We start from the raw sequence: 24,669 nt of genomic DNA, 5'->3' as shown, positions 1-24,669 counted from the left end.
CAAGAAAATGACTGACTTGCACAACACGAACGGCCTGATGCGCTTCGCGAAGGTGGCGGCCGCGAGCACCCTGCTCGCGACGCTGCTCGCCGCTTGCGCGGTGGGCCCCGACTACAAGCGTCCGGATGCCGCGGCGCCCGCCGCGTTCAAGGAAGCGCCGACGCTCGCCGCCGGCGAGCAGGCCGGCACGTGGAAGACGGCCGAGCCGGCGGACGGCGAACACCGCGGCGAATGGTGGAAGGTGTTCGGCGACCCGGTGCTCGATTCGCTCGAGACCCAGGCGCTCGCCGCGAACCAGAACCTGAAGGCCGCGGCCGCGCGTGTCGAGGAAGCGCGTGCGGCGACGCGTTCGGCGCGTTCACAATGGTTCCCGCAGATCGGCGCAGGATTCGGGCCGACGCGCGAAGGGCTGTCGTCGGCGTCGCAGTTCCAGCCGCAAGGCACGGGCCCGACCAACGCGACGCTGTGGCGCGCGCAGGGCACGGTGTCGTACGAAGCCGACCTGTTCGGCCGCGTCGGCCGCAACGTCGAGGCGTCGCGCGCCGACCAGGCACAGAGCGAAGCGCTGTTCCGTTCGGTGCAGCTCGCGCTGCAGGCGGACGTCGCGCAGAACTACTTCGAACTGCGTCAGCTCGATTCCGACCAGGATCTGTACCGCCGCACGGTGGAGCTGCGCGAGCAGGCACTGAAGCTCGTGCAGCGCCGCTTCAACGAAGGCGACATCAGCGAGCTCGACGTGTCGCGCGCGAAGAACGAGCTGGCCAGTGCGCAGGCCGATGCGGTCGGCGTCGCGCGCCGGCGTGCGGCGTCCGAGCATGCGCTCGCGATCCTGCTCGGCAAGGCGCCGGCGGATTTCGGGTTCAAGGAAACGCCGATCGTGCCGGTCGCGGTGAAGATTCCGCCGGGCCTGCCGTCCGCGCTGCTCGAGCGCCGTCCGGACGTGTCGGCGGCCGAGCGCGCGATGGCGGCCGCGAACGCGCGGATCGGCCTTGCGAAGTCCGCGTACTTCCCGAAGCTCGATATCACGGGGGCGTTCGGTTATGAAGCGTCGACGCTCGGCAGCCTGTTCATGTGGTCGAGCCGCACGTTCCTGCTCGGGCCGTTCGCGGGCACCGCGCTGACGCTGCCGCTGTTCGACGGCGGGCGCCGTGCGGCCGGCGTGCAGCAGGCGCGCGCGCAGTACGACGAGCAGGTCGCGAACTACCGGCAGCAGGTGCTCGTCGCGTTCCGCGAGGTCGAGGACAATCTCTCGGACCTGCGCCTGCTCGACGACCAGATCCGCGCACAGGACGCGGCCGTCAACGCGTCGCGCCGTGCGGCGACGCTGTCGCGCACGCAGTACCAGGAAGGCGAAGTCGCCTATCTCGACGTGATCGACAGCGAGCGCTCGGTGCTGCAGTCGCAACTGCAGGCGAACCAGCTCACTGGCGCGCAGGCCGTGTCGACCGTCAACCTGATCCGCGCGCTCGGCGGCGGGTGGGGCGCGGCGCCGGCGGCGGTCGGCGATGCGGCGTCCGTCAAGGCGGAGGTCGCCGCGCGTTGAAGCAGCGGCCCGCCAAGGGCCGTTCAAGCCGGTAGCTGACTGAAGAGAAGAACCCCGGTCCGTGGCAACGCGGATCGGGGTTTTTTATTGGCCGCTCGTGCTCGTCATGGCTGCTCCCGGGGCTTCACGTCCGTGCGTTCGGCGATCACGACCGCGTAGCGGCCGACCGCATCGGCGATGCGCTGCGCCAGTTCGGGATCGCGCACCGCGCGCGCGAGCGTGACGCCGCCCGACAGCAGCGCGAGAAATGCGATCGCGCGGTCGTCGTCGGGTGTGTCGCCGAGCCCGGCCGACACGTCGTCGACGATCTGCCGCAGCGCCTGCTCATAGGCGTCGCGCGTGTCGTCGTCGGCGCGCATCACTTCGGGCGACAGGCTCGGCAGTGCACAGCTCTCGCCGAGTGCGCAGGTGCGCCGCGGCCCGAGGTAGAACGACACGAACGGGCGCCGCCAGCGCGCGCCGTGCTCGGCCTTGAACGTCGCGACGCCTTGCCGAAGCTGGTCGAGGCCATCAAGGACGACCTGGCGGAACGCTTCGCCCTTCGTCTTGAAATGCCCGTAGAACGCGCCGTTGGTGACGCCCGCCGCCTTCGTCAGCGGACCGATGCCGGAGCCGCCATAGCCCTCCTGGCGGAACAGGCGGCTCGCGGCTTCGAGAATGCGCGCGCGGGTTTCGTGCTTGTGCTCGACGGAATAACGCATGACAGACTCGCTTCAGAGCGATCGCTCTTTATCGCTTGCATAGAGAGCGATCAGTGTCTAATGTATAGAGAGTGACTGATATTTATATCACGTCACGAATCCGATGACCTGACCTGGAGAAAGTGCGATGCCGATTACGCTGACAGTATCCGAAGGGGTTTTCAAGGCGGACGACGAGGGGCCGGTGTTTGCCGAGCTGACCGATGCGCTGCTGGACGTCGAAGGATTGACCGGGAACGGGTTCCTGGCGCCGAACGTGGTGGGTACGCTCAACGTGCTGCCGCGAAACAGGACCTTCGTGCAGGGCCGCGCGGAGCCCGCCGCGTTCGTCGAGCTGAAGTTGCCTGCCGTGGCGCTCGCGGCGCCCGACAAGCAGCGGCAATTCGTCGAACGGGCGACCGAGATCGTGCTGCATCGAGCGGGTGGGCGGCTGACGCCGGCGCAAGTGTGGGTGAACGTCGTGCATGCCGTCGATGGCGGATGGGGCATTGCCGGGCGACGGTACGACAACGCGTCGCTCGTCGATTCGATCCAGAGTGCGGCGGCTGGTTCGCATTAATCGCAACTAACGGTCAAGCCATATGGCATCGACCGGCGGTGCGGCGGCGACCGCCGCCGCACCGGTTATCTGTCGCTGCCTGCAACCGGCCGCGCGTTGCTGCGTGTGCCCTGGTTCGTTGGCCGCGTTACAGCACCCTGCGTTCAGTCGGCAGACAGCCTGTCGCCGGCATCGATGCGATCCCCGGGAGACACGTCCCGGCAGATTCCTGTTTCCTTTCCCGCCACCCGCCACCCGCCACCCACCGAAACGACCTCGGCGCGGCCCTTCATCCGCCGCCGCTACTGGGGTTACTCGGTACGCAATTTCTCGACAGTCCGCAATAAGCCGATATCTCACCGCGGCACCGATCCCTACCATCCATCGATATCGAATCCGCCCGATTGACGGGCGGCCTGACGGAGCCACGACGTGTGGCGCGAACGCTGATGGAACGAAGCACGAGCATCGAGGCAGGGCGCCCGCTGCGGCGAAGCCGGGCGCCGGCATGGATCGCGATTGCGTTGACGCTGCTGCTGGCCTATGGCGTCGCGCGGCACGTGTCGCGAGCCTCACCGGCGCTGCCGGAGCGGCAGCATTTCTCCGTCTACGTGGACCGCGACAGGGCGCCGTGGGAGCGGCCCGTGATCGCGATCCGTGAAGGCGTGCCCGTGCATCTCGACGTGCATGCGCAGGAAGACGGCGTGCTGATGGCGCATGAAATACCGGGTGCGTTTGCGGCGTGCGCGTCCGGGCGTGCGCAGTCGCTGGACATTTTCCCGGTCGGTATCACCGGGCGTTTCTCGCTGCATTTCCACACCCGCACAGGCGACCCGATCGAAGTCGCCGTGATCGAAATCTATCCCGGGCCGTGACCGTAACGCAATTCCATTACGACAAACAAGACGGAAGGAGACAACGATGCAATTCCCGATTCGCGCAGCGATCGCGCTGTCGCTGGGCATGTTCGTGCTGGCCGGCTGCGGCGGAGAAGCCGACGACACGCCGGCGGCTTCATCCAACGTATCGGTGGCCGACTATGTCGTGCCGCGCGTGCCGAGCTGCAGCCCGGGCGATACGCCCGAGACCGCGCTGCAAGGGCAGGTGCCGGCCGCGCTTCGGCAGGCCGGATTCGGTGGCTTCAACTGCAACCTGAAGCGCGTCAGCCAGGTGCAGGGCGAAGGCGCGTCGTGGTCGGCCGCCACCTACACGGACAAGAAGGGCCAGACCTGCTTCTATCACGCGACGATGGGCGCCAATGCGCTGTTCAACAATCCCGACGCACCGCCGCGCGTGAACCCCGGCGTGCCGGTGATCGACATCACCAACCCGGCGCAGCCGGTGCGCGTGAGTTCGCTGACGTCCACGTCGATGATCGATCCGTGGGAGTCGCTGCGCGTGAACGTCGCGCGCGGGATCCTGGCCGCCGACAACGGGCTCGGCGGGGGTGGCGGCCCCGAGATCGACCTGTACGACATTGCTTCGGATTGCACACGGCCGCAACTGCTGGCCAGCGTGCCCGTCGGCACCGGCGCGGACGGCGGCATCGTGCCGGCCACCAAGCCGCTCGGCCACGAAGGCGGATTTTCGCCGGACGGGCTGACTTATTACGTCGGCGGCGCCTTCACGAAAGCCTATTACGCAATCGACCTGACCGTGCCGACCCGGCCGAAGATGATCTCCGCCATCAGCGTGGCGGATCTGGGCATGGGTAACATTTCGCACGGCCTGTCGGTGAGCCAGGGCGGAACCCGCGCGTACTTCGTCGCGTCGGGCAACGGCGGCACGGCCATCGGCATGGGTGCGCCGCCGCTGAACGACGCGAACGCGACCGGCGACAACGGTTTCTTCGTCGTCGATACCAGCGAAGTACAGAGCCGGCGCCCCAACGCGCAAATGCACCGGATCGCGACGGTGCCCGTGCGGGACGGCAGCATTGCACAACATACGATCTCGTTCGCCGTGGCGGGGAAACCGTATCTGATCGAAGTCGATGAAGGCGGGGCAGGCGGCCTGCAGGATCCCGGCGCCACGGCCGTCAAGGCTGCATGCAATGCCGGCGTGGCGCCGTTCCCGATGGGGCATATCTACGACATGTCCAACGAAGCCACGCCGAAGCTGGTGTCGGAACTCCGGCTCGAAACGCACGCGATCGCGAACTGCAGCAAGGTCATTCCCGATATCGCGGGCCTGACCACGTTCACGTACGGCGCGCACTACTGCAGCGTCGACAACCGGCAGAACGCGACCGCGCTTGCGTGCAGCTACTTCAACTCCGGCATTCGCGTGTTCGACATTCGCGACCCGGCGAAGCCCAAGGAAATCGCCTACTACAACCCGGCTTCCGCGAAGTCGCCGGGGGCCGGCTCGGCACATCTGATGTTCGGCCAGTACCGCGCGGGCGGGCCGGACTGGTGCGCGTCGCGCCTCGATTTCGACTTCGACCGCCATCTGCTGACCACGGCGTGCCAGGACAACGGCATGCTCGTCCTGTCGTTCGAGAGCGGCAGCTGGCCGTTCCCCGAAAGCACGAAGGCGACGGAGATCGGCAATTGACGCACCTCCGCCGTTGCCTGCTGGTCTGCGCGACTGCGCTCGCGATGCCGCTGACGTGTGCCGGTTTCGAAGCCGACGTGCACTTTGGCCTCACGCTGTGGCTCGCGCGGCAGGCCGGCTTCGCGCCGCGCGACGCCGAGGCCATGGCGCTCGCCGATCAGCGCATCGATGCGGGGTCGATCGAGTACATGACGTCGCCGCTGCAGTACGCGTGCCTGTCGCGCTTCGTCCCGGATGCCGACGATGCCCAGGCGCGCCACTATCCGGGCGGGCGCAAGGTGCCGGCCGACGCGCAGGCCAGGGCCGTCGTGCCCGGCGGGCCGGCCGCACTGGCGCAAGTCGACACGGCGCTCGGCAAGGCCGCCGGTGGCAAGGCCGCGTTCATGCTCGGCGAATTCGGCCGCGCGCTTCATGCGTGGCAGGATTCGTGGGCCCATCGCGGCACGCCTTCGGTGCCGGACTGGCGCCGCGACGGAATCGAATGCGATGGCGGTCTGGCGATGGCCGCGCCGCTCGATCAAGGCGCACCATCGAGCCACGCAGCGGATCTGACCTGGCGCCGGCCCGCCGACGTGGAAGAGATGGCGAAGGCAACCTATTTGCAGATGATCAGGTATCCGAAGATAGGCGATGCAGCCCGGCAGGCGGCTCCCTGGGATCAGGTCCGGCAACGGCTTCCGGTCTTTGTCGATGCACGAACGAAACGGGCCAAGTCGGACTGGTTCATCGCGAACGGCGTCGCGGATACGTCGTTTCTCGACGGCATCAGCCTGCCGGACGGGCCCGCGTGGAAAGCTGTCCGATGGCACGGTCGGCGCGACCTGCCGGCGCCGTTGCCACCGACGACGCAGGCTGGCGTCGACAAGGATCTCATCGACTTCTACACGCGCTTCTTCAACGACTGGGTCACGACATCGCCGGTCGACAGGCGCTGGCTGCCGGCTCTTTCGGTCGGGCGCGGGAACAAGCCCGACGATACGCTGGTCGACGCGCTCGTCGGATGGCGGTCGAGGGATCATGGCGGTTATCTGGCCATCGAGGGAACGTCGCATTCGGCGGCACGTTCTTTCGCATCGGCACGTGGCGGCGCATCGTTCGAGGTGTTCCAGTCATTGAATGACGCCGTGCTGCCACTGATCGTGGAGGGCGACAAGCCGTCTCCCGTCCTGCCTTTCCTGGTGTTTCCGCTACCGCGTTCGAGCGATGGCAGTCCGCGCGCCGTCGCACTGATCAAGTTGCTCGACGCACCGTACGACACCGTGGGGATCGTGTCGGAGAAGCGCGATGGAGCCGGCTGGAAGGTGACGGGATGGGTCTCGTCTGCGGACTACTAAGCGGGAAGACGTTGAAATGCCTGACGATAGCGCGCATGAATCGGCCCACGCGAGCGGCCGCCTCGAAGCCCCCGCGCGGCACGGAAAGGGATGGCCGACCGCATGGCTCGCGTGGTTTGTCGCGTGCATGCCGACTGCGGCGAGCGCCCACGCGTGGAATATTCCGTACTACCTGCCGGTGCCGTTGTGGCTCTATGCGTATGCCGCCACGGGCACGCTGATGGTGTCGTTCATGATCCTGGCGTTCGCATCGGGTACGCATGCGCCCGATTCGGCAGGGCGATCGGGAACATGGAACGCAGCGCTGCGCATCCCGGCTTCGCTCGTGAGCGCCGGGCAAGTCGCGAGTGCGGCGTTCGTCGCGCTCGTGATCGTCGCGGGCATGGCGGGAACCGCGAACCCGTTCCTGAATCTCGCGATGTCAGGCTTCTGGATCTGGTTCTATCTGGGCTCGCTGTATGTCAGCGCGATACTGGGCGACGTTTATGGGTTCACCAATCCGTTCGCGCTGCTGTTGCGAATCGCCGCGCGTTGTTTCCCCGTCCTGGAGCGCGGGCGCTATCGCTATCCGCAACGCCTCGCATCGTGGCCCGCGCTGGGCGGCTACGTCGCGCTCATCGCGCTGGAACTGTTCGGGGCGGGGCGGCCGCGAGACGTCAGCCTGTTCCTCGTCGCGTATGTCGCGTATGCGCTGATCGGTGCCTTCTGCTTCGGGCGCGAGCGATGGCTCGCCTGCTTCGATACGTTCGGCCTGCTGTGCAGGCTATGCGCGAAGCTGTCGCCGCTGAAGTGGCGTCGGGGCGAGCGCCGTCACGCGATCGTCGAACCGAGGAACCCGATCGCGGACATGTCGCGCGACGCACCGGCGGACACCAGCATCGTCGCCTTTCTGTCGTTCATGCTGTCGTCGACGGCCTACGACGGGTTGCACGATACGGCCCCGTGGAACACGTTCTTCTGGCGCAGCGTCTATCCGCACATCATCGATCTGCTTCCGTCGCTCGGGAAAAACTACGCGTATTCCGCGGAGATTCTGCTGGCGTGGCAATGGCTCGCATTCGCGGCCATCGGCGTCGCGTATTACCTGCTGTTCCGCGGTTGCTGCACGCTCGGCGCGATCAGCGCGCGGTCATCGTCGGGCGGCGCGTCATTCTCGCGGCAGTTCTGCCTGATACTGCTGCCGATCGCGTTCTTCTACAACGTCTGCCATTACTTCACGCTGTTCTGGGATCAGGGGCGGCAGGTCCTCCGGCTCGTGTCCGATCCGCTCGGGCTCGGCTGGAAGCTGTTGCCGGTGGCGGCCCTTGACGATCAGGTATCGGCGGCGCAAGCGCTCATCAACGTCGGATACATCTGGCATGCGCAGGTGCTGCTGATTCTCGCCGGGCACATCCTGAGCGTGATGCTGACTCACGCGATCGCCATCAGGCGCGGCCATCCCGCTGGCACGGCGATCGTCGGACAGCTGCCGCTTCTGGTCCTGACGATCGCATTGACGATCAGCGGCCTGTGGATTCTCTCGCTTCCTCTGGCATAACGATCGCGGATCGCGGCTTGAGCTCGGATGGCGACACGCCCCACCGTTTGCGGAACGTCGCCGAAAAGTGGCTGGCCGACGAGAAGCCGCAGTCGAGCGCGGCTTCCGTGATGTCGCATTGTCCGCGCTCGATCAGGGCGCGCGCCGCCTGCAGGCGGCTCTCGATGATGTATTGGTGCGGTGTCAGCCCGTTGGCCTTCTTGAAACTCCGGATGAACGAATAGAGATCGCCCGGGTAGCCGACGGCATCGGCCACCGTCATCAGCGTCAGCGGGCCCTGGAAGTTGTCGCGGATGTACTCGCCGGCCCTGCGCATCATGCCGGCATGCGCATACTGCTTCGCTTGCGGCCGCGACTCCAGGTGCAGCATGCGGTGCAACGCGGCGGATCCGAGCGCTTCCGCATAGGTCGGACCCTGCGGCATCCCCGCGACGGCGTCTTCATGGAGGCTGCGGACGATCTGCGTGAGCAGGTCGTCGATCACGTCCATCCGGAGCGCCGCCGACGCAAACCAGACGTCGCTCTGCAGGCCTGTCCGCGACAACCATGACGGGTCGAAGTGGACCGTGATCCACTCGATTTCGTCGGACCATCGGCCGGAACACGAAAATCCGGGCGGCACATAGGCCAGCGGCCCACGGATGCGGGTCGGCGCCCACCGGCCGCCGTTCGTTCGCAACTCGAGCGTTGTCGGTGCCTGCAGGTACATGCCGAGGATCGGGCCGGTCGTTTCCAGATCGATGACTTCCGTGGCGCCGGCAATGTAGTGCTCGATCGAGACCGCGGCGAACGAAGGCGCAACGGGCTGCCTTTTCCACTTCTGCGGCGGCTGCCAACTGACGCGGCTTCCGTTCGGCGCAATCGCGCAGACATCCCTCATGGCTGGCCGGCTGACCACGCGTTCTCCTTTCGTCTGATCTGGTGAGCGACAGCTGGAGTGCGGCCGATGCGGCCGCCGTGTCGCTTGAACGAACTCACTGTAGGCCGCGATGCTTACTCGATTCTTACCTGGCCACGAGGTGTGTGGTCGAGCCTGATGTGTGGGGCTAGGGCTGGTCGGCGGCCGCCCGCAGCGCGCGCACCAGTTCGCTCGCCGCCTTGCCGAGCCCCGTGTGCTTCTGGCGGCGCAGATAGACGGGCAACGGCAGCCCGTTGCGGATGTTCGCGAACACGAGCGGCGCGAGTTCGCCGTCGGCGACGTAGCGGCCGATCATCGATTCCGGCAAGTTCGCCCAGCCATGCCCGGCCTTCACGAGCGCGATCGCGGTCGCCATGTCGGTCACTTTCCAGGTGCGGTTGCCGATCAACGGCCGTACGTCGGTCAGCGGCCGTTCGGGATCGGCGATCACGATCTGCCGGAACCCCGACAGCCGCTCGATCGCCTCGGGTTGCGCGCATTCGGCGATGGCCGGATGGCTCGGCGCGGCGACGGCGACGAGTGTTTCGGTCCACAGCGCATGAATCTGTTCCTGCGGATGCAGGTCGAGCCCGCCGTATGCGACGCACAGATCGACGGCCGAACGATGCAGCGCGTCGACGATCGCGTCCTGCGGCGCCGTGACGATGCTGATCGCGAGCGCCGGATATTTCGCGGCCACGGCCGTCAGCGCACGGGCGACCGGCGCACCGTCGAGTTCGGCCGCGAGCCCGAGCCGCAACGTATCTTCGACGCCTTCCGACAAATGCTGCGCATGCGCACGCAGTGCATGCAGCCGTTCGGCGATCGCGCGTGCGTCGGGCAGCAGCGCGGCCATCGCGGCGGTCGGTGTCGGTTCTCGCGTGCCGCGATCGAACAGCACGAGGTCGAGTTCGGCCTCGAGGTTCGCGATCGCCATGCTGATCGCCGACGGCGTGCGGCCGAGCGCTCGGGCCGCGGCCGAGAACGAGCCTTTGTCGATGACGGTCAGCAGCATGTCGATGTGGTCGCTGGTCAGCATGCACGGGCCTCCTGTCAGAAAAATTGAAAGGACCTGACTTTTGCGGACGGGGGCCCGCTGATAGTCTCGCCACCTTGTTCGAGATGAAGGTGGATGGTCATGCAAGGGTGGAAGAGACGCATAGTGTATGTCGTGATGTTCGAGTTGCTCGGCATCCTGGTCGCATCGTCGGTGCTCGGCATGCTGAGCGGTGCGAGCGCCTCGGCAAGCGGCCTGCTGGGCGTGATGATCTCGACGACGGGCGTCACCGTCAATTTCCTGTACAACCTCGGGTTCGAGGCGTGGGAGCGGCGCAGCGCGGCAACCACGCGCACGGTCGGTCGCCGCGTGCTGCATGCGATCGGGTTCCAGGTCGCGCTCGTGACGTTCCTGATTCCGCTGATCGCGTGGTGGCTCGACGTGTCGCTGCTGCAGGCGTTCCTGTACGACGCGGTGCTGATCGTGTTCTTCCCGATCTTCACGTTCGCCTACAACTGGGCGTTCGACGCCGTGTTCGGTTTGCCGGATTCGGTCACGCGCAAGGCGCGGTCGGAGCCGGAGCCGGCCGTGTGGTAGGCCGCACGAGCCGAGCGATGCGACAACGAACGGCGGACGCGCAAGCGTCCGCCGTTTTTCGTTGGTGCGTCACATGTCATCGATGTCGGGCGCGTGACGAAAGAAATTGTAGAGGACTTCTAATGTCGTAATCGTCTGGTTATTTGTCGCGTCTTAACAAAACTGTCCGATTTCCCTTTCTAGAATCCAACAGATCGATGACACGCGCGGCGGGCAGGAGGGGGCCGTCGACGCGCCGCGCGCCTGTTCGGAACCGCATTGCGGCCCCGAGGCCGCGCATCGCCCGCACGCGGCGGATGCCGCCTGCACGACCATCCCCGTCCGGCCAGAAAAACGAGGAGGGATTGCCGATGTCGCGTATCGATCGCCGTACGTTCCTGACCCGCTCGGCGCAGGCGGCCGGCGCTGCCGCGCTCGCGGCGGCGTTGCCCGAAAGCATTCGCCGCGCGCTTGCCGTCGAGCCGGCCCGCGTGACCGGCACGATCCGGGACGTGGAGCACATCGTCGTGCTGATGCAGGAAAACCGCGCATTCGACCATTACTTCGGCACGTTCCCGGGCGTGCGCGGTTTCAACGATCCGCGTGCGGTCGCGCGCCCTGACGGCAAGGCCGTCTGGTATCAGAACTACAAGGGGCGCGACTACGTGCCCTGGCATCTCGACACGTCGAAGACGTGGGCGCAGTGGATGATGCCGGAGAACCACGAGTGGGATGCGTTCCACAAGCTGTGGAACGAAGGGCGTAACGACCAGTGGATGGCCGTGCAGTGGCCCGACGCGATGGGCTACTTCAAGCGCACCGACCTGCCGTACTACTACCCGCTCGCGAGCGCGTTCACGATCTGCGACGCGTATCACCAGTCGATGATGGGGCCGACCAATCCGAACCGGCTCTACCTGATGACGGGACGCTCGTCGCCGAACGCCGACGGCAGCCAGGTCGCGATGTCGAACTGGATGGGCGACCGTTCGGGCACGGTGTCGTGGAAGACCTTCCCCGAGCGGCTGCAGCAGGCCGGTATCGACTGGCGCGTGTATCAGGAAGGCGGCGTCGGCTCGTTCAACGTCGCGTGGAATTTCCTGTCGAGCCGCTACTGGATCGACAACACCAACAACTACGATTGCAATGCGCTCGCGTGGTTTTCGCAGTACAAGTCGGCTGCGTCGAACTCGCCGTTGAACCAGCGCGGGCTGACCGCGCGCGGCATCGCGTCGCTGCGCGACGACGTGCTCGCGAACCGGCTGCCGCAGGTGTCGTGGATCGTGCCGCCGTTCTCGTCGTCCGAGCATCCGTGGTGGGGGCCGTCGTTCGGCGAGGAATTCGTGTCGCGGATTCTCGATGCGCTCACGTCGAACCCCGACGTGTGGGCGAAGACGGTATTCCTGATCTGCTACGACGAAGGCGACGGCCGTTTCGATCACGTGAGCGCACCGGTGCCGCCGTGGAAGGCCGGCAAGGGGCTGTCGACGGTCAGCGTCGAAGGCGAGATCGAGCAGGCTTCCGGGCTGCCGATCGGGCTCGGCACGCGCGTGCCGCTGCTCGCGATTTCGCCGTGGTCGAAGGGCGGCTGGACCTGCTCGGAAGTGTTCGATCACACGTCGGTGATCCGCTTCATCGAGAAGCGCTTCGGCGACGATCATCCGGACGTCTACGAAACGAACATCACGCCGTGGCGTCGCGCGGTATGCGGCGACCTCACTTCGGCCTTCGACTTCGCGGGTGATGCGGACCGCACGGTGCCGCCGGCGGTGCTCGACCTGACCGCGACGAAGGCCCAGCTCGACAACGCGTACTGGGTGCAGTACTACCTCGCGAAGCCGAGCTATCCTTCGAGCTATCCGGCCGAGAACGCGCCGCTGCCGGTGCAGGAACCGGGGCAACGCAAGCTGCGCGCGGTGCCGTACGAGCTGTTCGTCGAAGCGGCGCTCGATACGCGCGCCGGCGTGCTGAACGTGAGCTTCGCGAACAACGGCAAGGCCGTGCCCGGCAACGCGGCCGGCACGTCGGCCGCGGTGTTCCATGTGCATGACGCGATCGCGCAGAACGGCCCGCGCTTCTACACGATCCAGAGCGGCCGTGTGCTGAGCGACCAGTGGTGGCCGGTGCGTGACACGCAGGGGCGCTACGACCTCGCCGCGTACGGACCGAACGGCTTCTTCCGCCGTTTCAAGGGCGGTGCGACGACGAGTGCGCCGCTGTTCGACGTGACGGTCGCGTATCGCCCGGACGGCAATCTCGCCGTGCGGATGCGCAATGGCGGCCGCACGCCGCTCGTCGCGACGCTCACGGACAACGGCTACGGCGCCGCGCCGCATTCGGGCACGGTCGCGGCGGGTGCCGCCGTCGACACGGTGTTGAACCTGTCGGCAAGCGGCGGCTGGTACGACTTCAGCGTGACGATCGATGCGGATGCGGGCTATCTGCGCACGCTGGCCGGCCATGTCGAAACCGGTGCGGCGAGCGTGACCGATCCGCTCTTCGCGCGTGTGACAGGAACCGCATGATGAACAGAACCATCATCGTCCGGGGCGCGGTCGCGCTGGCGGCAGGCGCCGTCGCGTCGGCCGCCGTGTGGTGGAGCGGCCGCCCGGGCGGTGCGCCGCAAGCCGCTTCTTCCATCGTTGTCAGCCAGGAATCCGCCATGACGAATCAAGCGGCCGCGTCGCCGGTCAATTTCCGCGCGCAGCTCGACGGCTATGCGCACGAACGCGATGCGCTGAACGCGTCCGACCGTCAGGCGCGCGCCCGTTCGTTGCTCGCGCAACTGCGTGCCGACGCCGATGCGGGCAAGCTCGATCCGCGCGAGGCGTCGGGCCTCGCCGATCTGCTGTTGCAGGATGCGGAACCGGATGCCGCCGCACGCCAGGCCGCGAGCGACGCGTTGCGCGACCACCTGCGCGAGCTCGCGATGGGCGAGCGGCCGGCTTCGCCCGCGCGCGAACGGCAGGATGCCGACTATGTCGCGCAGAGCCGCAAGATCATCGACGAGGTGGTGCGCACGGTGCCGGACCGCGAGCAGCAGCGCGTGGCGCTCGATACGCGGCTGGCGGAATTGCGCAGGCAGATCTACGGGACGGACGCGCCGGTGACGCACGGCGGTTGAGGAGGACGCGATGCGGAGCGTATCCGCATCGTCGTTGAACAGCGAGGAGCACGGGCGGCGCAGAAGCCGCCCGAAAGAACTTACGCGGCGACGAACTCGTGCACGTAACGGTTGAACACGGCGGGGCTCGCGGCGTTCATTCCGTGCGACGCGCCGGCGACGGTTTGTCGTTGCGCATTGCCGATCCACTGCGTCAGCGTATCGACGTTGTTGCGGAACATCTTCGGGCTGCGCTGGCCGTCGATCAGCAGCGTGCGGCACGCGATGTCGCCGGCCGTGTGCTGCGAATACGCGGGCAGCGGGTCGCGCAGTTGCTTCGGCAGCGTACTTGCGTTGTCGATCGCCATCGTGCGGAAACGCGACGTGCTTTTCTTCCACGCGCCCGGCAGGCTCACGGAATCGACGAACATCTCGAGGCCCGATTCGACGTCGCCTTGCCCGATCAGGTTCACGGCCTTCGTGCGCAGTGCGATCGCGGCGGCCGGCAGCGCGGCTTCGCGCACGCCCGGCTGTTGCAGCGGGCCGCCCGGATCGGCGAGCGTCAGCGATTCGACGAGGTGCGGATGCTGGCGCGCCACGTTGAACGCGACGCTGCCGCCGCGCGAGTGGCCGACCAGGTGCACGGGGCCGAGATCGAGCGCGTCGATGAATTCGGCGAGCTCGTCGACGTGGTTCTGCCAGCTGAACTCGTCCTGGATGCCCGCTTCGACGGCCGGCCAGTAATGGCTGAGGCTCGGCGCGATGCAGCGGTAGTGGGCCGACAGCGATGCGAGCTGCGGATCCCAGTAGCGGTAGTCGCACAGCGAGCCGTGCACGAACACCATCGGCGCACCGCTGCCCCGCTCGACATACGGCAGGCTGATGCCTGACGAAAGCGTCGCAAATTGCAGGTCGGGGTTCGCGAGCACGGACGGCTCGATTCGCATGTTCATGACTGAAGGACTCAAAGGTGCGTCAACACGACGCAACTATGCATCACGGCAACCTGCAAGGAAAACGCATAATTTTCATCGTGACGATCAATTTTATTGATGGCTGCGCCGGAAACCCTTGTCGTTGCGTGGTCATGTGTCGAAGCCTTCAATCGTCTGACGATTCATTTCGCAGATGAAAGGGCGTGCGGCGGCCTGCGCGCACGCGCCTTCGCAGCGAAAAAAGGGGCCGCGCGTCAGCGCACCGCCAGCGCGGGCGCGGTTTGAAGCGCGACGGGGAGGTCGTTGTCGGCGGCGAACTGCATCGCGAAATCGAATGCGTCCGCGCACACGGTGCGCAATTCGTCCGACACGAACAGGCATTTGACGTTGCCGTCGACCACCGGCATCGCGAGCCGCGACAGCGCACACGGATAGCCGGGCCGCCGCTCGCCGACGAACAGCGTGATGACGCCCGCGAGGCGCTCGGGCCAGTCGCTCGGGCGGAAGGTCTTCTGCGCGTGCGTGACGCCGCGGATCAGGTGGCCGGTGACGCGGCCGCGTTCGGTGACTTCGATGCGATCCATGCTGTTCTGCGTATCCTCGTTCGCGTCATTCGCCGCCGTCGGCCGTCGCGTCGCCGCGTGCGGGAATCCGCAGGTTGCGCAGCTTGTGATAGAGCGTTTTCTTCGGCATGCCGAGCGCGACGCTGGCATCGGCGACGTTGCCGTTGTGACGCTGCAGCATGTCCTCGATCAGCATCCGCTCGAAATACGCGAGCTGTTCCGCGAGCGTGTCGCCCACGGCCGGCGCGTCGCCGGACGACAGCAGGCTGTCGCCGGTCAGCCCGAGCACGAAGCGGTCGGCCACGTTCTGCAGCTCGCGCACGTTGCCGGGCCAGGCATGCGTCATCAGTTCGGACACCTGCGCAGCCGTGACGACCGGCGCCGGCTGCCCGAAGCGTCGCGCGGCCGCGAGCACGAAATGCTCGAACAGCAGTGGCACGTCCTCGCGCCGCTCGCGCAGCGGCGGCAGCTCGATCTGCGCGACGTTGAGGCGATACAAGAGATCCGCGCGAAAGCGCCCGTCGGCCGCAAGCTCGGCGAGATCGGCCTTCGATGCGGCCACCACGCGACAGTCGACCGGAATCAGCTCGTTCGCACCGAGTCGCTCGACCACACGCTCCTGCAGCACGCGCAGCATCTTGATCTGCAGCGGAATCGGCATCGTCTCGATTTCGTCGAGGAACAGTGTGCCGCCGTCCGCCCATTCGATCTTGCCGATGCGCTTCTTGATCGCGCCGGTGAACGCGCCGGCTTCATGGCCGAACAGTTCGCTCTCGAAGATCTGCTCGGGCAGGCCGCCGCAATTCAGCGCAACGAAATGGGCGTCGCGTCGGCCGCCGAAGTCGTGCAGGCTGCGCGCGATCAGTTCCTTGCCGGTGCCCGTTTCGCCGGTGATGAGCACCGACACCGACGTATCGGCGAGGCGCAGGATCTTCTTGCGCACGTCGGCCATCGCGGGCGACTTGCCGAGCACGAACGCCTCGATGCCCTGCCAGTTGTTCAGCGCCGCGCGTAGCCCTTGCACCTCGAGCGTCAGGCGGCGCTTCTCGACTGCGCGCGCGACGCGGCCGGCGATCACGTCCGACGAAAACGGCTTCTCGATGAAGTCGTAAGCGCCGACCTGCATTGCGCCGACGGCCGTCGAGATGTCCGCGTGGCCGCTGATCAGCACGACCGGGATCTGCGCGTCGATGGCCATGACGCGGTCGAGCAGCTGCAGCCCGTCGATGCCGGGCATCCGCACGTCCGACACGATCACCAGCGGCGCGCCGGGTGCGACGTGGGTGAGCGCGTCGGCGGCCGACGCGAATGCGTCGACCGGGAACCCGGCGAGCTCGACGGCCTGCTCGACGCCGATCCGGACGTTTTCATCGTCCTCGACGACCAGCACGCGAATCTCATCTTCCATGCTCTATCCTCTGTTGCGGCGTCGCCGCCGCGAATTCGATACTGAACTGCGCGCCGCCTTCGTCGCGGTTCGTCGCGGCGATCTTCGCGCCGAACGCCTCGACGATGCGCGACGTGATCGCGAGGCCGAGCCCGAGGCCCTGGCCGCGCGGCTTGGTCGTGACGAACGGCTCGAACAGGTGCGGCAGCACGTCGGGCGCGATGCCCGCGCCGCTGTCGGCCACCGTGAAGCGCACGTGGCCCGCGTCGTCCGGCCCGGTGGCTTCGATGACGATGCGGCGCACCGGCGCGTCGTGCACGGCGTCGAGTGCGTTGCCGAGCAGGTTCACGATCACCTGCTGCAACTGGCTCGATTCGGCCGACACCGTCGTGCCGGGCGCGATGTTCACGTCGAGGCGCACGCCTTCGTCGCGGATCCGCGCGTCGTAGATCAGCCGCGCATGCGCGACGGCCTCGTTCAGCGACACCGCGACGCGCTCGACGTCGGGCTTGCGCGCGAAGGTCTTCAGCTCGCCGGTGAGCACGGCCATGCTGTCGACCAGCTTGCCGATCCGTTCGAGGTTCGCGAGCGCCGGCGCCGGCTGGCCGCGCTCGAAGAAGGTGCGCGCGTTGTCGCACAGCGTGCGGATCGCCACCAGCGGCTGGTTCAGCTCGTGCGTGAGGCCGGCGGCCATCTGCCCGAGCACCGCGAGCTTGCCCGCATGCACGACCTCCTGTTGCGACGCGCGCAGCCGCTGCTCGGTGCGCTCGCGCTCGACGATCTCGCGCTGCATCCGCTCGTTGGTCGCCGTCAGCGCGGCCGTGCGTTGCACGACGGTCAGTTCGAGCCGGTCGTTCGCGCGGCGCAGCGCGTCCTGCGCGTTCAGCCGCGCGACGATGGCCCGGCGGCGCTGGATCGCGTAGCCGGCCAGCAGCGCGGCGATCAGGAACGCGCCGGTGACGAACACGAACGCCGTTTGCTGCTGGCGCCGCGCGCCCGCGATGTCGAGCAGCACCATCAGCGAATCGCCGGCCTGCGGCGCGGGGCGCGACATCACGAGATAGCGCGTAGTGCGGCCGGTGTGGCGCGGATCGGGGAACGTGCCGAACCACGCGGCCGAGCTGCGGTCGCCGATGCGGCGGTACGGCAGCGCGTCGACGGTGCGGCCCGCGTATTGGCGCGACGCCTGGATGTCGCGCTGCTGCTGCGCGGTGATCGTGCGCAGCGAGGTGAATTTCCATGCGGGCTCGGTCGAGATCACGACCACGCCGTTGCTGTCGACGACCATCGCGGCGACGCCCGGCGCGCGCCATGCCGATTCGAGCGAATCCACGCTGATCTTCACGGCGGCCACGCCGATCGGCACGCCGTCGTCGCGCACCGCGCTCGCGAAGTAGACGCCCGGCACGCCCGTGTTGGTGCCGATGCCGAAGAAGCGGCCACTGCCGCGCGCGAGCGCGTCCTTGAAGTACGGCCGGTACGACACGTTGGTGCCGACGAAGCTGATCGTCTCGTTCCAGTTGCTGGCGGCGATCACTTCGCCCTGCAGGTCGATCACGTCGACCGCGCCGCTGCCCGCGTCGCGGTTGACGGCTTCGAGGTAGGTGTTCACCGAGTGCACGAGTGCGGGCGCATCGTGCGGTGCGGCCTTCAGCATCGCGCGCACGCCGTCCTGCCGTGCGACCAGGCCCGGCAGGATCTCGAAGCGGCCGAGTTCGCTCTTCAGGCTCGACGCATAGAGGTCGAGCCGGTGCGCGCCGGTTTCCTCGAGCGCGTCGATCGCGCGTTCCCACGCGAAATCGACGGCTGCGCCGGCCACGCCGACATACAGCGCGGCGGCCGATGCCCAGCCCCACCACGGGATTCCCTTGAAGCCTTTTTGCACGTTCGCCCTCATCGAAGCCCGCTACCGGCCGTCCGTCGCCGGCCGCCCGCTACCGGTCGTCCGTCGCCGGCCGCCCGCTACCGCCTGCCGTAACGACGCGCGCCGCGCGCCGGCAAGGCCGGCGGCGGCGCGTGCGAAGCAGCCTGCGCGACGGTGCGCGCGGCCGCGCATCATCCGAAGTGCGCGACCAGGATCAGCGTCACCGTGACGACGATTGCGCCGCCGATCCGCGTTGCGATCTGCGCGAACGGCATCAACTGCATCCGGTTCGCGGCGGTCAGGATCGCGACGTCGCCGGTGCCGCCTTGCCCGCTGTGGCAGGCGTTCACGATTGCGGTGTCGATAGGGTACATCTTCAGCAGGCGGCCGACCACGAAACCGGTGCCCATCAGCGTCGCGACGGTCGACACGATCGTGACGACGTTGACGATCGTGAAGGCGGCGGTCAGCTTGTCCCACGGCGTCATCGCGACGCCGATCGCGAACAGCAGCGGATACGTGACGGCGGTCGAGAAGAACTTGTAGACGACAAACGCGCCTTCCTGCAGCGGCGGCGACACGGCGCGCGCGAGCTTCACGAGCACCGCGAGGAACAGCATCGCGACCGGCGCGGGCAGGCCGAACAGCTTGAACGCCATCAGGCCGACGAGGTACAGCGTGATCGCCGTGATGCCGGCGCCCGCGATGTGCGTGACGTCGACGTGGCCGCGGATCTCTTCGCTTGCCGGCGTCATGTCGCCGCTTTCGCCGACCTGCAGGCGGCCGTTGCCGGTCAGGTGCGGCAGGCGCTTGCCGAGCATGTCGAGCGCGCCCGACAGGATGATCGCGGTCAGGCTGCCGAGCATCACCGGCGGCAGCACCATCGCGAACATTTCGCCCTGCGGCAGGTGCATCAGTTCCGAATAGCCGATCGACAGCGGAATCGCGCCTTCGCCGACGCCGCCGGCCATGATCGGCACGACGATGTACAGCAGCGTGTGGCGCGCGCCGAGGCCGAGTGCGGTGCCGACGGCCGTGCCGACGATCGCCGCGGCGACCGAGCCGGCCGCGAGCGGAATGAAGATCTTCACGAAGCCCTGGATCAGTACGCGGCGGTCCATGCTCAGGATACTGCCGACGATGATCGATGCGATGAACAGGTACAGGAAGTTGGTCGACTTCGTGAATTCGACCGTCAGGTTCAGCACCGGCTTCGGCAGCAGGTGGTAGTACGTGAGCGCCGACGGCACGAAGGTCGCGAAGATCGCGGCCGCGCCGATGTTGCGCAACAGCGGCAGGCGCTTGCCCAGTTCCGCGCAGGTGAAGCCGAAGAATGCGAGCACGGCGATCGCCATCGAGATCTCGCCGGGCACCTTGCCGGTGACCGAGAAGCCGACGATCAACGCGAGCAGGATGAAGTAGACGGGCAGCGGAATGATGCCGATGCGGATTTCCATCAGTTTCCACCAGCCTTCCGGCCAGAAACGCTCGCGCGGGGTGGCGACGGCGTTGGAAACCGGCTCCGGATGGGACGGGGTATGGATAGAGGTCTGCAAGACGTGTCTCCTGATGTTGGAATGCCTGCATTGCTTCGCGGCATCGTGTGCCGTCTATTACGCAACCCCCGTGCCAGAAATCCGGCCTGCCGGAATATTTCCAGTGCATTGATTTATAAGGAATTTGTTTCGTCTGCGGAAAGGGTTGGCCGATCGGCTGGCCGAGATTTCGGAATTCGCCCGGCGCCCAGGCCGAGATTTCGGCCAGATGGCCGGCCAGGGGGCCGGTCCAGCCTCCGATCCAGCCCGGCCGCCCGCCATATCGCCGCGCGCGATTTTCTTCGCACAATCGCTTCGTAGACCGCCCCCGCGCCGCTCTCTATCATCGGCTGATCCTTTTCCGATGCGACGACGACTGTCCGGAGAACGCCCGCGCGTTCGCCGCGGCGTCGCTCATCCGTCGATACCGTCTTTGGACAGGAGAGTGGTTTCATGCTGCATCCCGTTTTTACCGCCCGCTTTTCCGCCGGTCGTGCGGCCCGCGTGCTGATGGCCGCGTTGCTCGGCGTCGTGCTGCTCAACGGTGCGCGCGCCGACACCGCGCCGCTGAAGGTCGGCATCTCGACGAGTCCGCAGATCGAGGCGCTGAAGATCGCCGCGAAGGAGGCGAAAGAGCAGGGTCTCGACGTGAAGATCGTCGAGTTCACCGACTGGAATACGCCGAACGCGGCGCTCGCGAACAAGGACATCGACGTCAACTACTTCCAGCACATCCCGTTTCTCGAGAACGCGAAGAAGCAGGGCGGCTACAACTTCATCTCGATCGCCCCCGGCACGATCATGAAGATCGGCCTCTATTCGAAGAAGGTGAAAAGCTTTGCCGAGCTGAAGGATGGCGCGCGCGTCGCGATCGCGAACGATCCGGTGAACGGCGGGCGCGGGCTGTTGCTGCTGCAGCGCGCGGGGCTCATCACGCTCAAGCCGGGCACCGACTACCGTGCGACCACGCACGACATCGTGGCCAACCCGAAGCACCTGAAGATCATTCCGCTCGAAGCGTCGCAGCTCGCGCGCTCGCTCGACGACGTCGATCTCGCGCAGGGCTACCCGAGCTTCATCAAGCTCGCCGGCACGACCGACCCGAACAGCGCGCTGCTGTTCGACGGCACCGAGAACAAGAGCTTCGCGATCCAGTGGGTCGTGCGCCCCGAAAGCGCGAACGATCCGCGCATCCGCAAGTTCATCGCGATCTACCAGCACTCGCCGGCCGTGCGCAAGGCGCTCGACAACGCGTTCGGCTCGCTGTACGCGATCGCGTGGTGACGGAGGCAGGCATGACGACGGCGAACCGCAAGAAGATCCTGCTCAACGCGTTCAACATGAACTGCGTCGGGCACATCAACCACGGGCTGTGGACGCACCCGCGCGACCGCTCCGCGCACTACACCGATCTCGACTACTGGGCCGACCTCGCGAAGACGCTCGAACGCGGCAAGTTCGACGGGATCTTTCTCGCGGACATCGTCGGCGTGTACGACGTATTCGGTGGCGGCCCCGACGCCGCGCTGCGCGAATCGGTGCAGGTGCCCGTCAACGATCCGCTGCTGCTCGTGCCCGCGATGGCGCAGGTCACGCGGCATCTCGGCTTCGGCGTGACCGCGAACCTGACCTACGAGCCGCCTTACCTGTTCGCGCGCCGCATGTCGACGCTCGATCACCTGACGAAAGGGCGCGTGGGCTGGAACATCGTCACCGGCTACCTCGACAGCGCCGCACGCGGGATGGGCCTCGCGCAGCAGATCGGCCACGACGACCGCTACGAGCGCGCAGACGACTACATGGACGTCGTCTACAAGCTGTGGGAACAGAGCTGGGACGACGACGCGGTGATCCGCGACGCGCAGGCGCGTGTGTTCGCGCAACCGGGCAAGGTGCGGCGCGTGAAGCACGACGGGCCGTTCTATTCGCTCGATGCGATCCATCTGAGCGAGCCGTCGTTGCAGCGCACGCCGGTGCTGTACCAGGCCGGTTCGTCCGCGCGCGGCGTCGAGTTCGCGGGCCGTCACGCCGAATGCGTGTTCGTGAACGGGCAAAGCAAGGCGGCCGCGCGCGCGGCGGCGCTCGACATCCGTGCGGCTGCCGCTCGGCAGGGGCGCGACCCGGCATCGATCAGGATCTTCGCGGGCGTGAGCGTGGTGACGGCGGAAACCGAACGTCTTGCACGAGAGAAGTTCGACGAATACCGGCGCTATGCGAGCCCGGAAGCCGGCCTCGCGCATTTCGCGAGCTCGACCGGCATCGACTTCGCGCAGTACGGCCTCGACGAGCCGATTTCGTACGTGAAGACCGATTCGATCCAGTCGGCCGTCGACGCAATCTCGCGCAAGAGCACCACCGGCACGTGGACCGTGCGCCGCATGCTCGAACAGATGTCGCTCGGCGGGCGCTATGCGCCGATCGTCGGCTCGCCGTCGCAGGTCGCGGACGAACTGCAATCGTGGATCGACGAGACCGGCATCGACGGTTTCAACCTGACGCGCACCGTGATGCCCGAGTCGTTCGAGGATTTCGTCGACTGGGTCGTGCCCGAGCTGCAGAACCGCGGCGTCTACAAGGAAGACTACGATCCCGCGCCGACGCTGCGCGAGAAGCTGTTCGGCGCCGGCCCGCGCCTGCCTGCGTGGCACACCGGCGCGCAGCACCGGCCGGCAGCCGTATCCGAACCCGCGCATCCCGCGCATGCCTGAACGTGACGGAGCGAAGCGATGACGCAATTGTTCGATACGCTGGGTTTCATCGAGCCGTCGGCCGTGCTTGCCGGCGCGGGGGCAACGACACGTGAGGAAGCGGCCGTGCATTCCGGCGGCGCGGCCGTGTTGCTGGAGCAGGTCGGCAAGGTATTCGCGACGCCGCGCGGCCAGGCTGCCGCGCTGCGCGACGTGACGCTCGACGTGCGGCGCGGCGAGGTGTTCGGGATCATCGGCCGCAGCGGCGCGGGAAAGTCGACGCTGCTGCGGCTCGTGAACGGCCTCGAACGGCCGAGCTCGGGCCGCGTGCGCGTGCAGGGCGTCGATGTCGGCGCGCTCGACGAGGACGGGCTCGTCGCGCTGCGCCGCCGCACCGGCATGGTGTTCCAGCATTTCAACCTGCTGTCCGCGAAGACGGTGTTCGAGAACGTCGCGCTGCCGCTGAAGATCGCCGGCGTGCCGAAGGCCGAGCGCGTGCGCAAGGTCGAGGCGCTGCTCGACCTCGTCGGGCTCGCCGCAAAGCGCGACGCGTACCCGGCGAGCCTGTCGGGCGGGCAGAAGCAGCGCGTGGGCATTGCGCGCGCACTCGTTCACGATCCCGAGGTACTGCTGTGCGACGAGGCGACGTCCGCGCTCGATCCCGAGACGACGCAATCGATTCTCGCGCTGCTCGCCGACATCAACCGCCGTCTCGGACTGACGATCGTGCTGATCACGCACGAGATGGAAGTGATCCGGGCGGTGTGCGACACGGTCGCGGTGATCGAACAGGGTGAAGTCGTCGAAACGGGCCCCGTGTGGCGCGTGTTCGGCGATCCGCGCCACGGCGCGACGCGCGCGCTGCTCAGCACGCTGCAGCACGACCTGCCGGCCGAACTGGCTGCGCGCGTGCAGCCGTTGCCCGAGCAGGCCGCGCTGCCCGACGGCGCGCAGGTCGTGCTCGACGTTCGTTATACGGGCGAGAGCGGCGGCGAGCCGGACGTCGGCGCGCTCGCGGCGGCGCTCGGCGGGTCCGTGCGATTCCTGCACGGCGGGATCGAGCGTATTCAAGGTCATGCGCAGGGGCGGCTCGTGATCGCGGCCGCGCCCGGCGTGGACGACGGGGGCGCCCGGCATGCGCGCGATGCAGTCGCCGCGCTGCTCGAACGTGCGCGCCGCCACGCGAATCATGCCGAGGTGCTCGGCTATGTTTGAACTCTGGTGGCCCGAACTGCTCGACGCGATCCGCGACACGCTGTCGATGGTCGCCGCGTCGGCCGTGATTGCGGCGCTGATCGGCATTCCGCTCGCGGTGATCCTCGTCACGACCGCGCCCGGCGGCATCTACGCGCGCCGCGGCGTGAACGCGGTGCTCGGCGCACTCGTCAACGTGTTCCGCTCGACGCCGTTCATCATCCTGCTCGTCGCGCTGTTGCCGTTCACGCGCGTGCTGATCGGCACGACGATCGGCGTGTGGGCGGCCGTCGTGCCGCTGTCGATCGCCGCGATCCCGTTCTTCGCGCGGATCGCCGAAGTGAGCCTGCGCGAAGTCGATCGCGGGCTGATCGAGGCCGCGCTCGCGATGGGCGCGAAGCGCCGCCATATCGTGTGGCACGTGCTGCTGCCGGAGGCGCTGCCCGGCATGCTCGGCGGCTTCACGATCACCGTCGTCGCGCTGATCGGCTCGACGGCGATGGCGGGCGCCGTCGGCGCGGGCGGGCTCGGCGATCTCGCGATCCGCTACGGCTATCAACGTTTCGACACCACTGTCATGGCGACCGTGATCGTGATCCTGATCGCGCTCGTCTCGGCCGTGCAAATCACGGGCGACCGCCTGGTCCGACGCGTGACCCGGCGTACCTGAGCGACGCCACAAGCGTCCGCTCGCTTCATTCATGATCCTGAGAGAACAAAA

At 67.3% G+C, this 24,669-nt stretch carries 21 protein-coding genes; 13 read left to right on the top strand and 8 right to left on the bottom strand.

Annotated elements, in window-relative coordinates:
* Window positions 1–7: 7 nt before the first annotated feature.
* The gene (gene opcM / locus U5809_RS30030) at window positions 8–1,543 is read left to right on the top strand and encodes a multidrug efflux transporter outer membrane subunit OpcM (RefSeq protein WP_322089157.1); all 1,536 of its coding nucleotides are present in this window, start codon (window positions 8–10) and stop codon (window positions 1,541–1,543) included.
* Between the two features lie 104 nt (window positions 1,544–1,647).
* Here opcM and U5809_RS30025 read toward each other — a convergent pair whose 3' ends face one another.
* The gene (locus tag U5809_RS30025) at window positions 1,648–2,244 is read right to left on the bottom strand and encodes a TetR/AcrR family transcriptional regulator (protein WP_322089156.1); all 597 of its coding nucleotides are present in this window, start codon (window positions 2,242–2,244) and stop codon (window positions 1,648–1,650) included.
* 127 nt (window positions 2,245–2,371) lie between these two features.
* On the opposite strand from U5809_RS30025, the gene U5809_RS30020 reads away from it, so the two are divergent.
* The 5 genes from U5809_RS30020 (at window position 2,372) to U5809_RS30000 (ending at window position 8,209) form a co-directional block, all read left to right on the top strand.
* Window positions 2,372–2,803: a Tautomerase enzyme gene (locus U5809_RS30020; RefSeq protein ID WP_322089155.1), complete on the top strand. Its 432-nt coding sequence runs from the start codon at window positions 2,372–2,374 to the stop codon at window positions 2,801–2,803.
* Between the two features lie 428 nt (window positions 2,804–3,231).
* Entirely contained in the window at window positions 3,232–3,657 is a 426-nt protein-coding gene (locus tag U5809_RS30015; protein ID WP_322089154.1) for a hypothetical protein, read from the top strand.
* 46 nt (window positions 3,658–3,703) lie between these two features.
* Window positions 3,704–5,338, top strand: coding sequence for a hypothetical protein (locus U5809_RS30010; RefSeq protein WP_322089153.1), 1,635 nt, complete (start codon window positions 3,704–3,706; stop codon window positions 5,336–5,338).
* Window positions 5,248–6,672, top strand: coding sequence for a DUF6765 family protein (locus tag U5809_RS30005; RefSeq protein ID WP_322089152.1), 1,425 nt, complete (start codon window positions 5,248–5,250; stop codon window positions 6,670–6,672). Before U5809_RS30010 ends, U5809_RS30005 begins: the two co-directional genes overlap by 91 nt.
* A 16-nt stretch (window positions 6,673–6,688) precedes the next feature.
* Entirely contained in the window at window positions 6,689–8,209 is a 1,521-nt protein-coding gene (locus tag U5809_RS30000; RefSeq protein ID WP_322089151.1) for a hypothetical protein, read from the top strand.
* Here the strand turns inward: U5809_RS30000 and U5809_RS29995 are convergent.
* Together U5809_RS29995 and U5809_RS29990 are read right to left on the bottom strand one after the other, a co-directional pair.
* Window positions 8,172–9,089, bottom strand: coding sequence for an AraC family transcriptional regulator (locus U5809_RS29995; RefSeq protein WP_322089150.1), 918 nt, complete (start codon window positions 9,087–9,089; stop codon window positions 8,172–8,174). The genes U5809_RS30000 and U5809_RS29995 overlap by 38 nt on opposite strands.
* A 166-nt stretch (window positions 9,090–9,255) precedes the next feature.
* Window positions 9,256–10,146 carry a LysR family transcriptional regulator gene (locus tag U5809_RS29990; protein WP_322089149.1) on the bottom strand — a complete coding sequence of 297 codons (891 nt, stop codon included), beginning with the start codon at window positions 10,144–10,146 and terminating at the stop codon, window positions 9,256–9,258.
* A gap of 99 nt (window positions 10,147–10,245) precedes the next feature.
* On the opposite strand from U5809_RS29990, the gene U5809_RS29985 reads away from it, so the two are divergent.
* The 3 genes from U5809_RS29985 (at window position 10,246) to plcR (ending at window position 13,804) form a co-directional block, all read left to right on the top strand.
* Window positions 10,246–10,701 (top strand): PACE efflux transporter, encoded by a 456-nt coding sequence (locus U5809_RS29985; protein ID WP_322089148.1) that lies wholly within the window; start codon window positions 10,246–10,248, stop codon window positions 10,699–10,701.
* Between the two features lie 350 nt (window positions 10,702–11,051).
* On the top strand, window positions 11,052–13,205 hold the full coding sequence (locus U5809_RS29980; RefSeq protein ID WP_322089147.1) for a phosphocholine-specific phospholipase C: 2,154 nt from the start codon (window positions 11,052–11,054) through the stop codon (window positions 13,203–13,205).
* Window positions 13,205–13,804, top strand: coding sequence for a phospholipase C accessory protein PlcR (gene plcR, locus U5809_RS29975; protein ID WP_322089146.1), 600 nt, complete (start codon window positions 13,205–13,207; stop codon window positions 13,802–13,804). The genes U5809_RS29980 and plcR overlap by 1 nt, the downstream gene beginning before the upstream one ends.
* 80 nt (window positions 13,805–13,884) lie before the next feature.
* On the opposite strand, the gene U5809_RS29970 is transcribed toward plcR, so the two are convergent.
* From U5809_RS29970 to U5809_RS29950, 5 genes are all read right to left on the bottom strand, one after another.
* Window positions 13,885–14,736 (bottom strand): alpha/beta fold hydrolase, encoded by an 852-nt coding sequence (locus U5809_RS29970; protein ID WP_282508446.1) that lies wholly within the window; start codon window positions 14,734–14,736, stop codon window positions 13,885–13,887.
* Between the two features lie 236 nt (window positions 14,737–14,972).
* Entirely contained in the window at window positions 14,973–15,302 is a 330-nt protein-coding gene (locus U5809_RS29965) for a DUF3579 domain-containing protein (protein ID WP_322089145.1), read from the bottom strand.
* A 25-nt stretch (window positions 15,303–15,327) separates the two neighbouring features.
* Complete coding sequence (locus U5809_RS29960; protein WP_322089144.1) at window positions 15,328–16,689, bottom strand: sigma-54 dependent transcriptional regulator; 1,362 nt, start codon at window positions 16,687–16,689, stop codon at window positions 15,328–15,330.
* Complete coding sequence (locus tag U5809_RS29955; protein ID WP_322089143.1) at window positions 16,679–18,565, bottom strand: sensor histidine kinase; 1,887 nt, start codon at window positions 18,563–18,565, stop codon at window positions 16,679–16,681. The genes U5809_RS29960 and U5809_RS29955 overlap by 11 nt, the downstream gene beginning before the upstream one ends.
* 158 nt (window positions 18,566–18,723) lie before the next feature.
* Window positions 18,724–20,088 (bottom strand): 2-hydroxycarboxylate transporter family protein, encoded by a 1,365-nt coding sequence (locus tag U5809_RS29950; protein WP_322089142.1) that lies wholly within the window; start codon window positions 20,086–20,088, stop codon window positions 18,724–18,726.
* Window positions 20,089–20,520: 432 nt separating this feature from the next.
* Between U5809_RS29950 and U5809_RS29945 the strand changes: the two genes are divergently transcribed.
* From U5809_RS29945 to U5809_RS29930, 4 genes are read left to right on the top strand one after another with little or no spacing between them, the layout of a single operon-like run.
* Window positions 20,521–21,351 (top strand): MetQ/NlpA family ABC transporter substrate-binding protein, encoded by an 831-nt coding sequence (locus U5809_RS29945; protein ID WP_415877971.1) that lies wholly within the window; start codon window positions 20,521–20,523, stop codon window positions 21,349–21,351.
* Window positions 21,352–21,362: 11 nt separating this feature from the next.
* The gene (locus tag U5809_RS29940) at window positions 21,363–22,775 is read left to right on the top strand and encodes an LLM class flavin-dependent oxidoreductase (RefSeq protein WP_282508449.1); all 1,413 of its coding nucleotides are present in this window, start codon (window positions 21,363–21,365) and stop codon (window positions 22,773–22,775) included.
* 18 nt (window positions 22,776–22,793) lie between these two features.
* Window positions 22,794–23,969 (top strand): methionine ABC transporter ATP-binding protein, encoded by a 1,176-nt coding sequence (locus tag U5809_RS29935; RefSeq protein WP_322089141.1) that lies wholly within the window; start codon window positions 22,794–22,796, stop codon window positions 23,967–23,969.
* On the top strand, window positions 23,962–24,618 hold the full coding sequence (locus U5809_RS29930; protein WP_152849614.1) for a methionine ABC transporter permease: 657 nt from the start codon (window positions 23,962–23,964) through the stop codon (window positions 24,616–24,618). The genes U5809_RS29935 and U5809_RS29930 overlap by 8 nt, the downstream gene beginning before the upstream one ends.
* Window positions 24,619–24,669: the final 51 nt, after the last annotated feature.

This window comes from Burkholderia sp. BCC1999 (genome assembly GCF_905339975.1).
GTDB lineage: Bacteria > Pseudomonadota > Gammaproteobacteria > Burkholderiales > Burkholderiaceae > Burkholderia.
The sequence above is the reverse complement of the archived record's forward strand: the minus strand, read 5'-3'. Positions and strand labels throughout refer to the sequence as shown.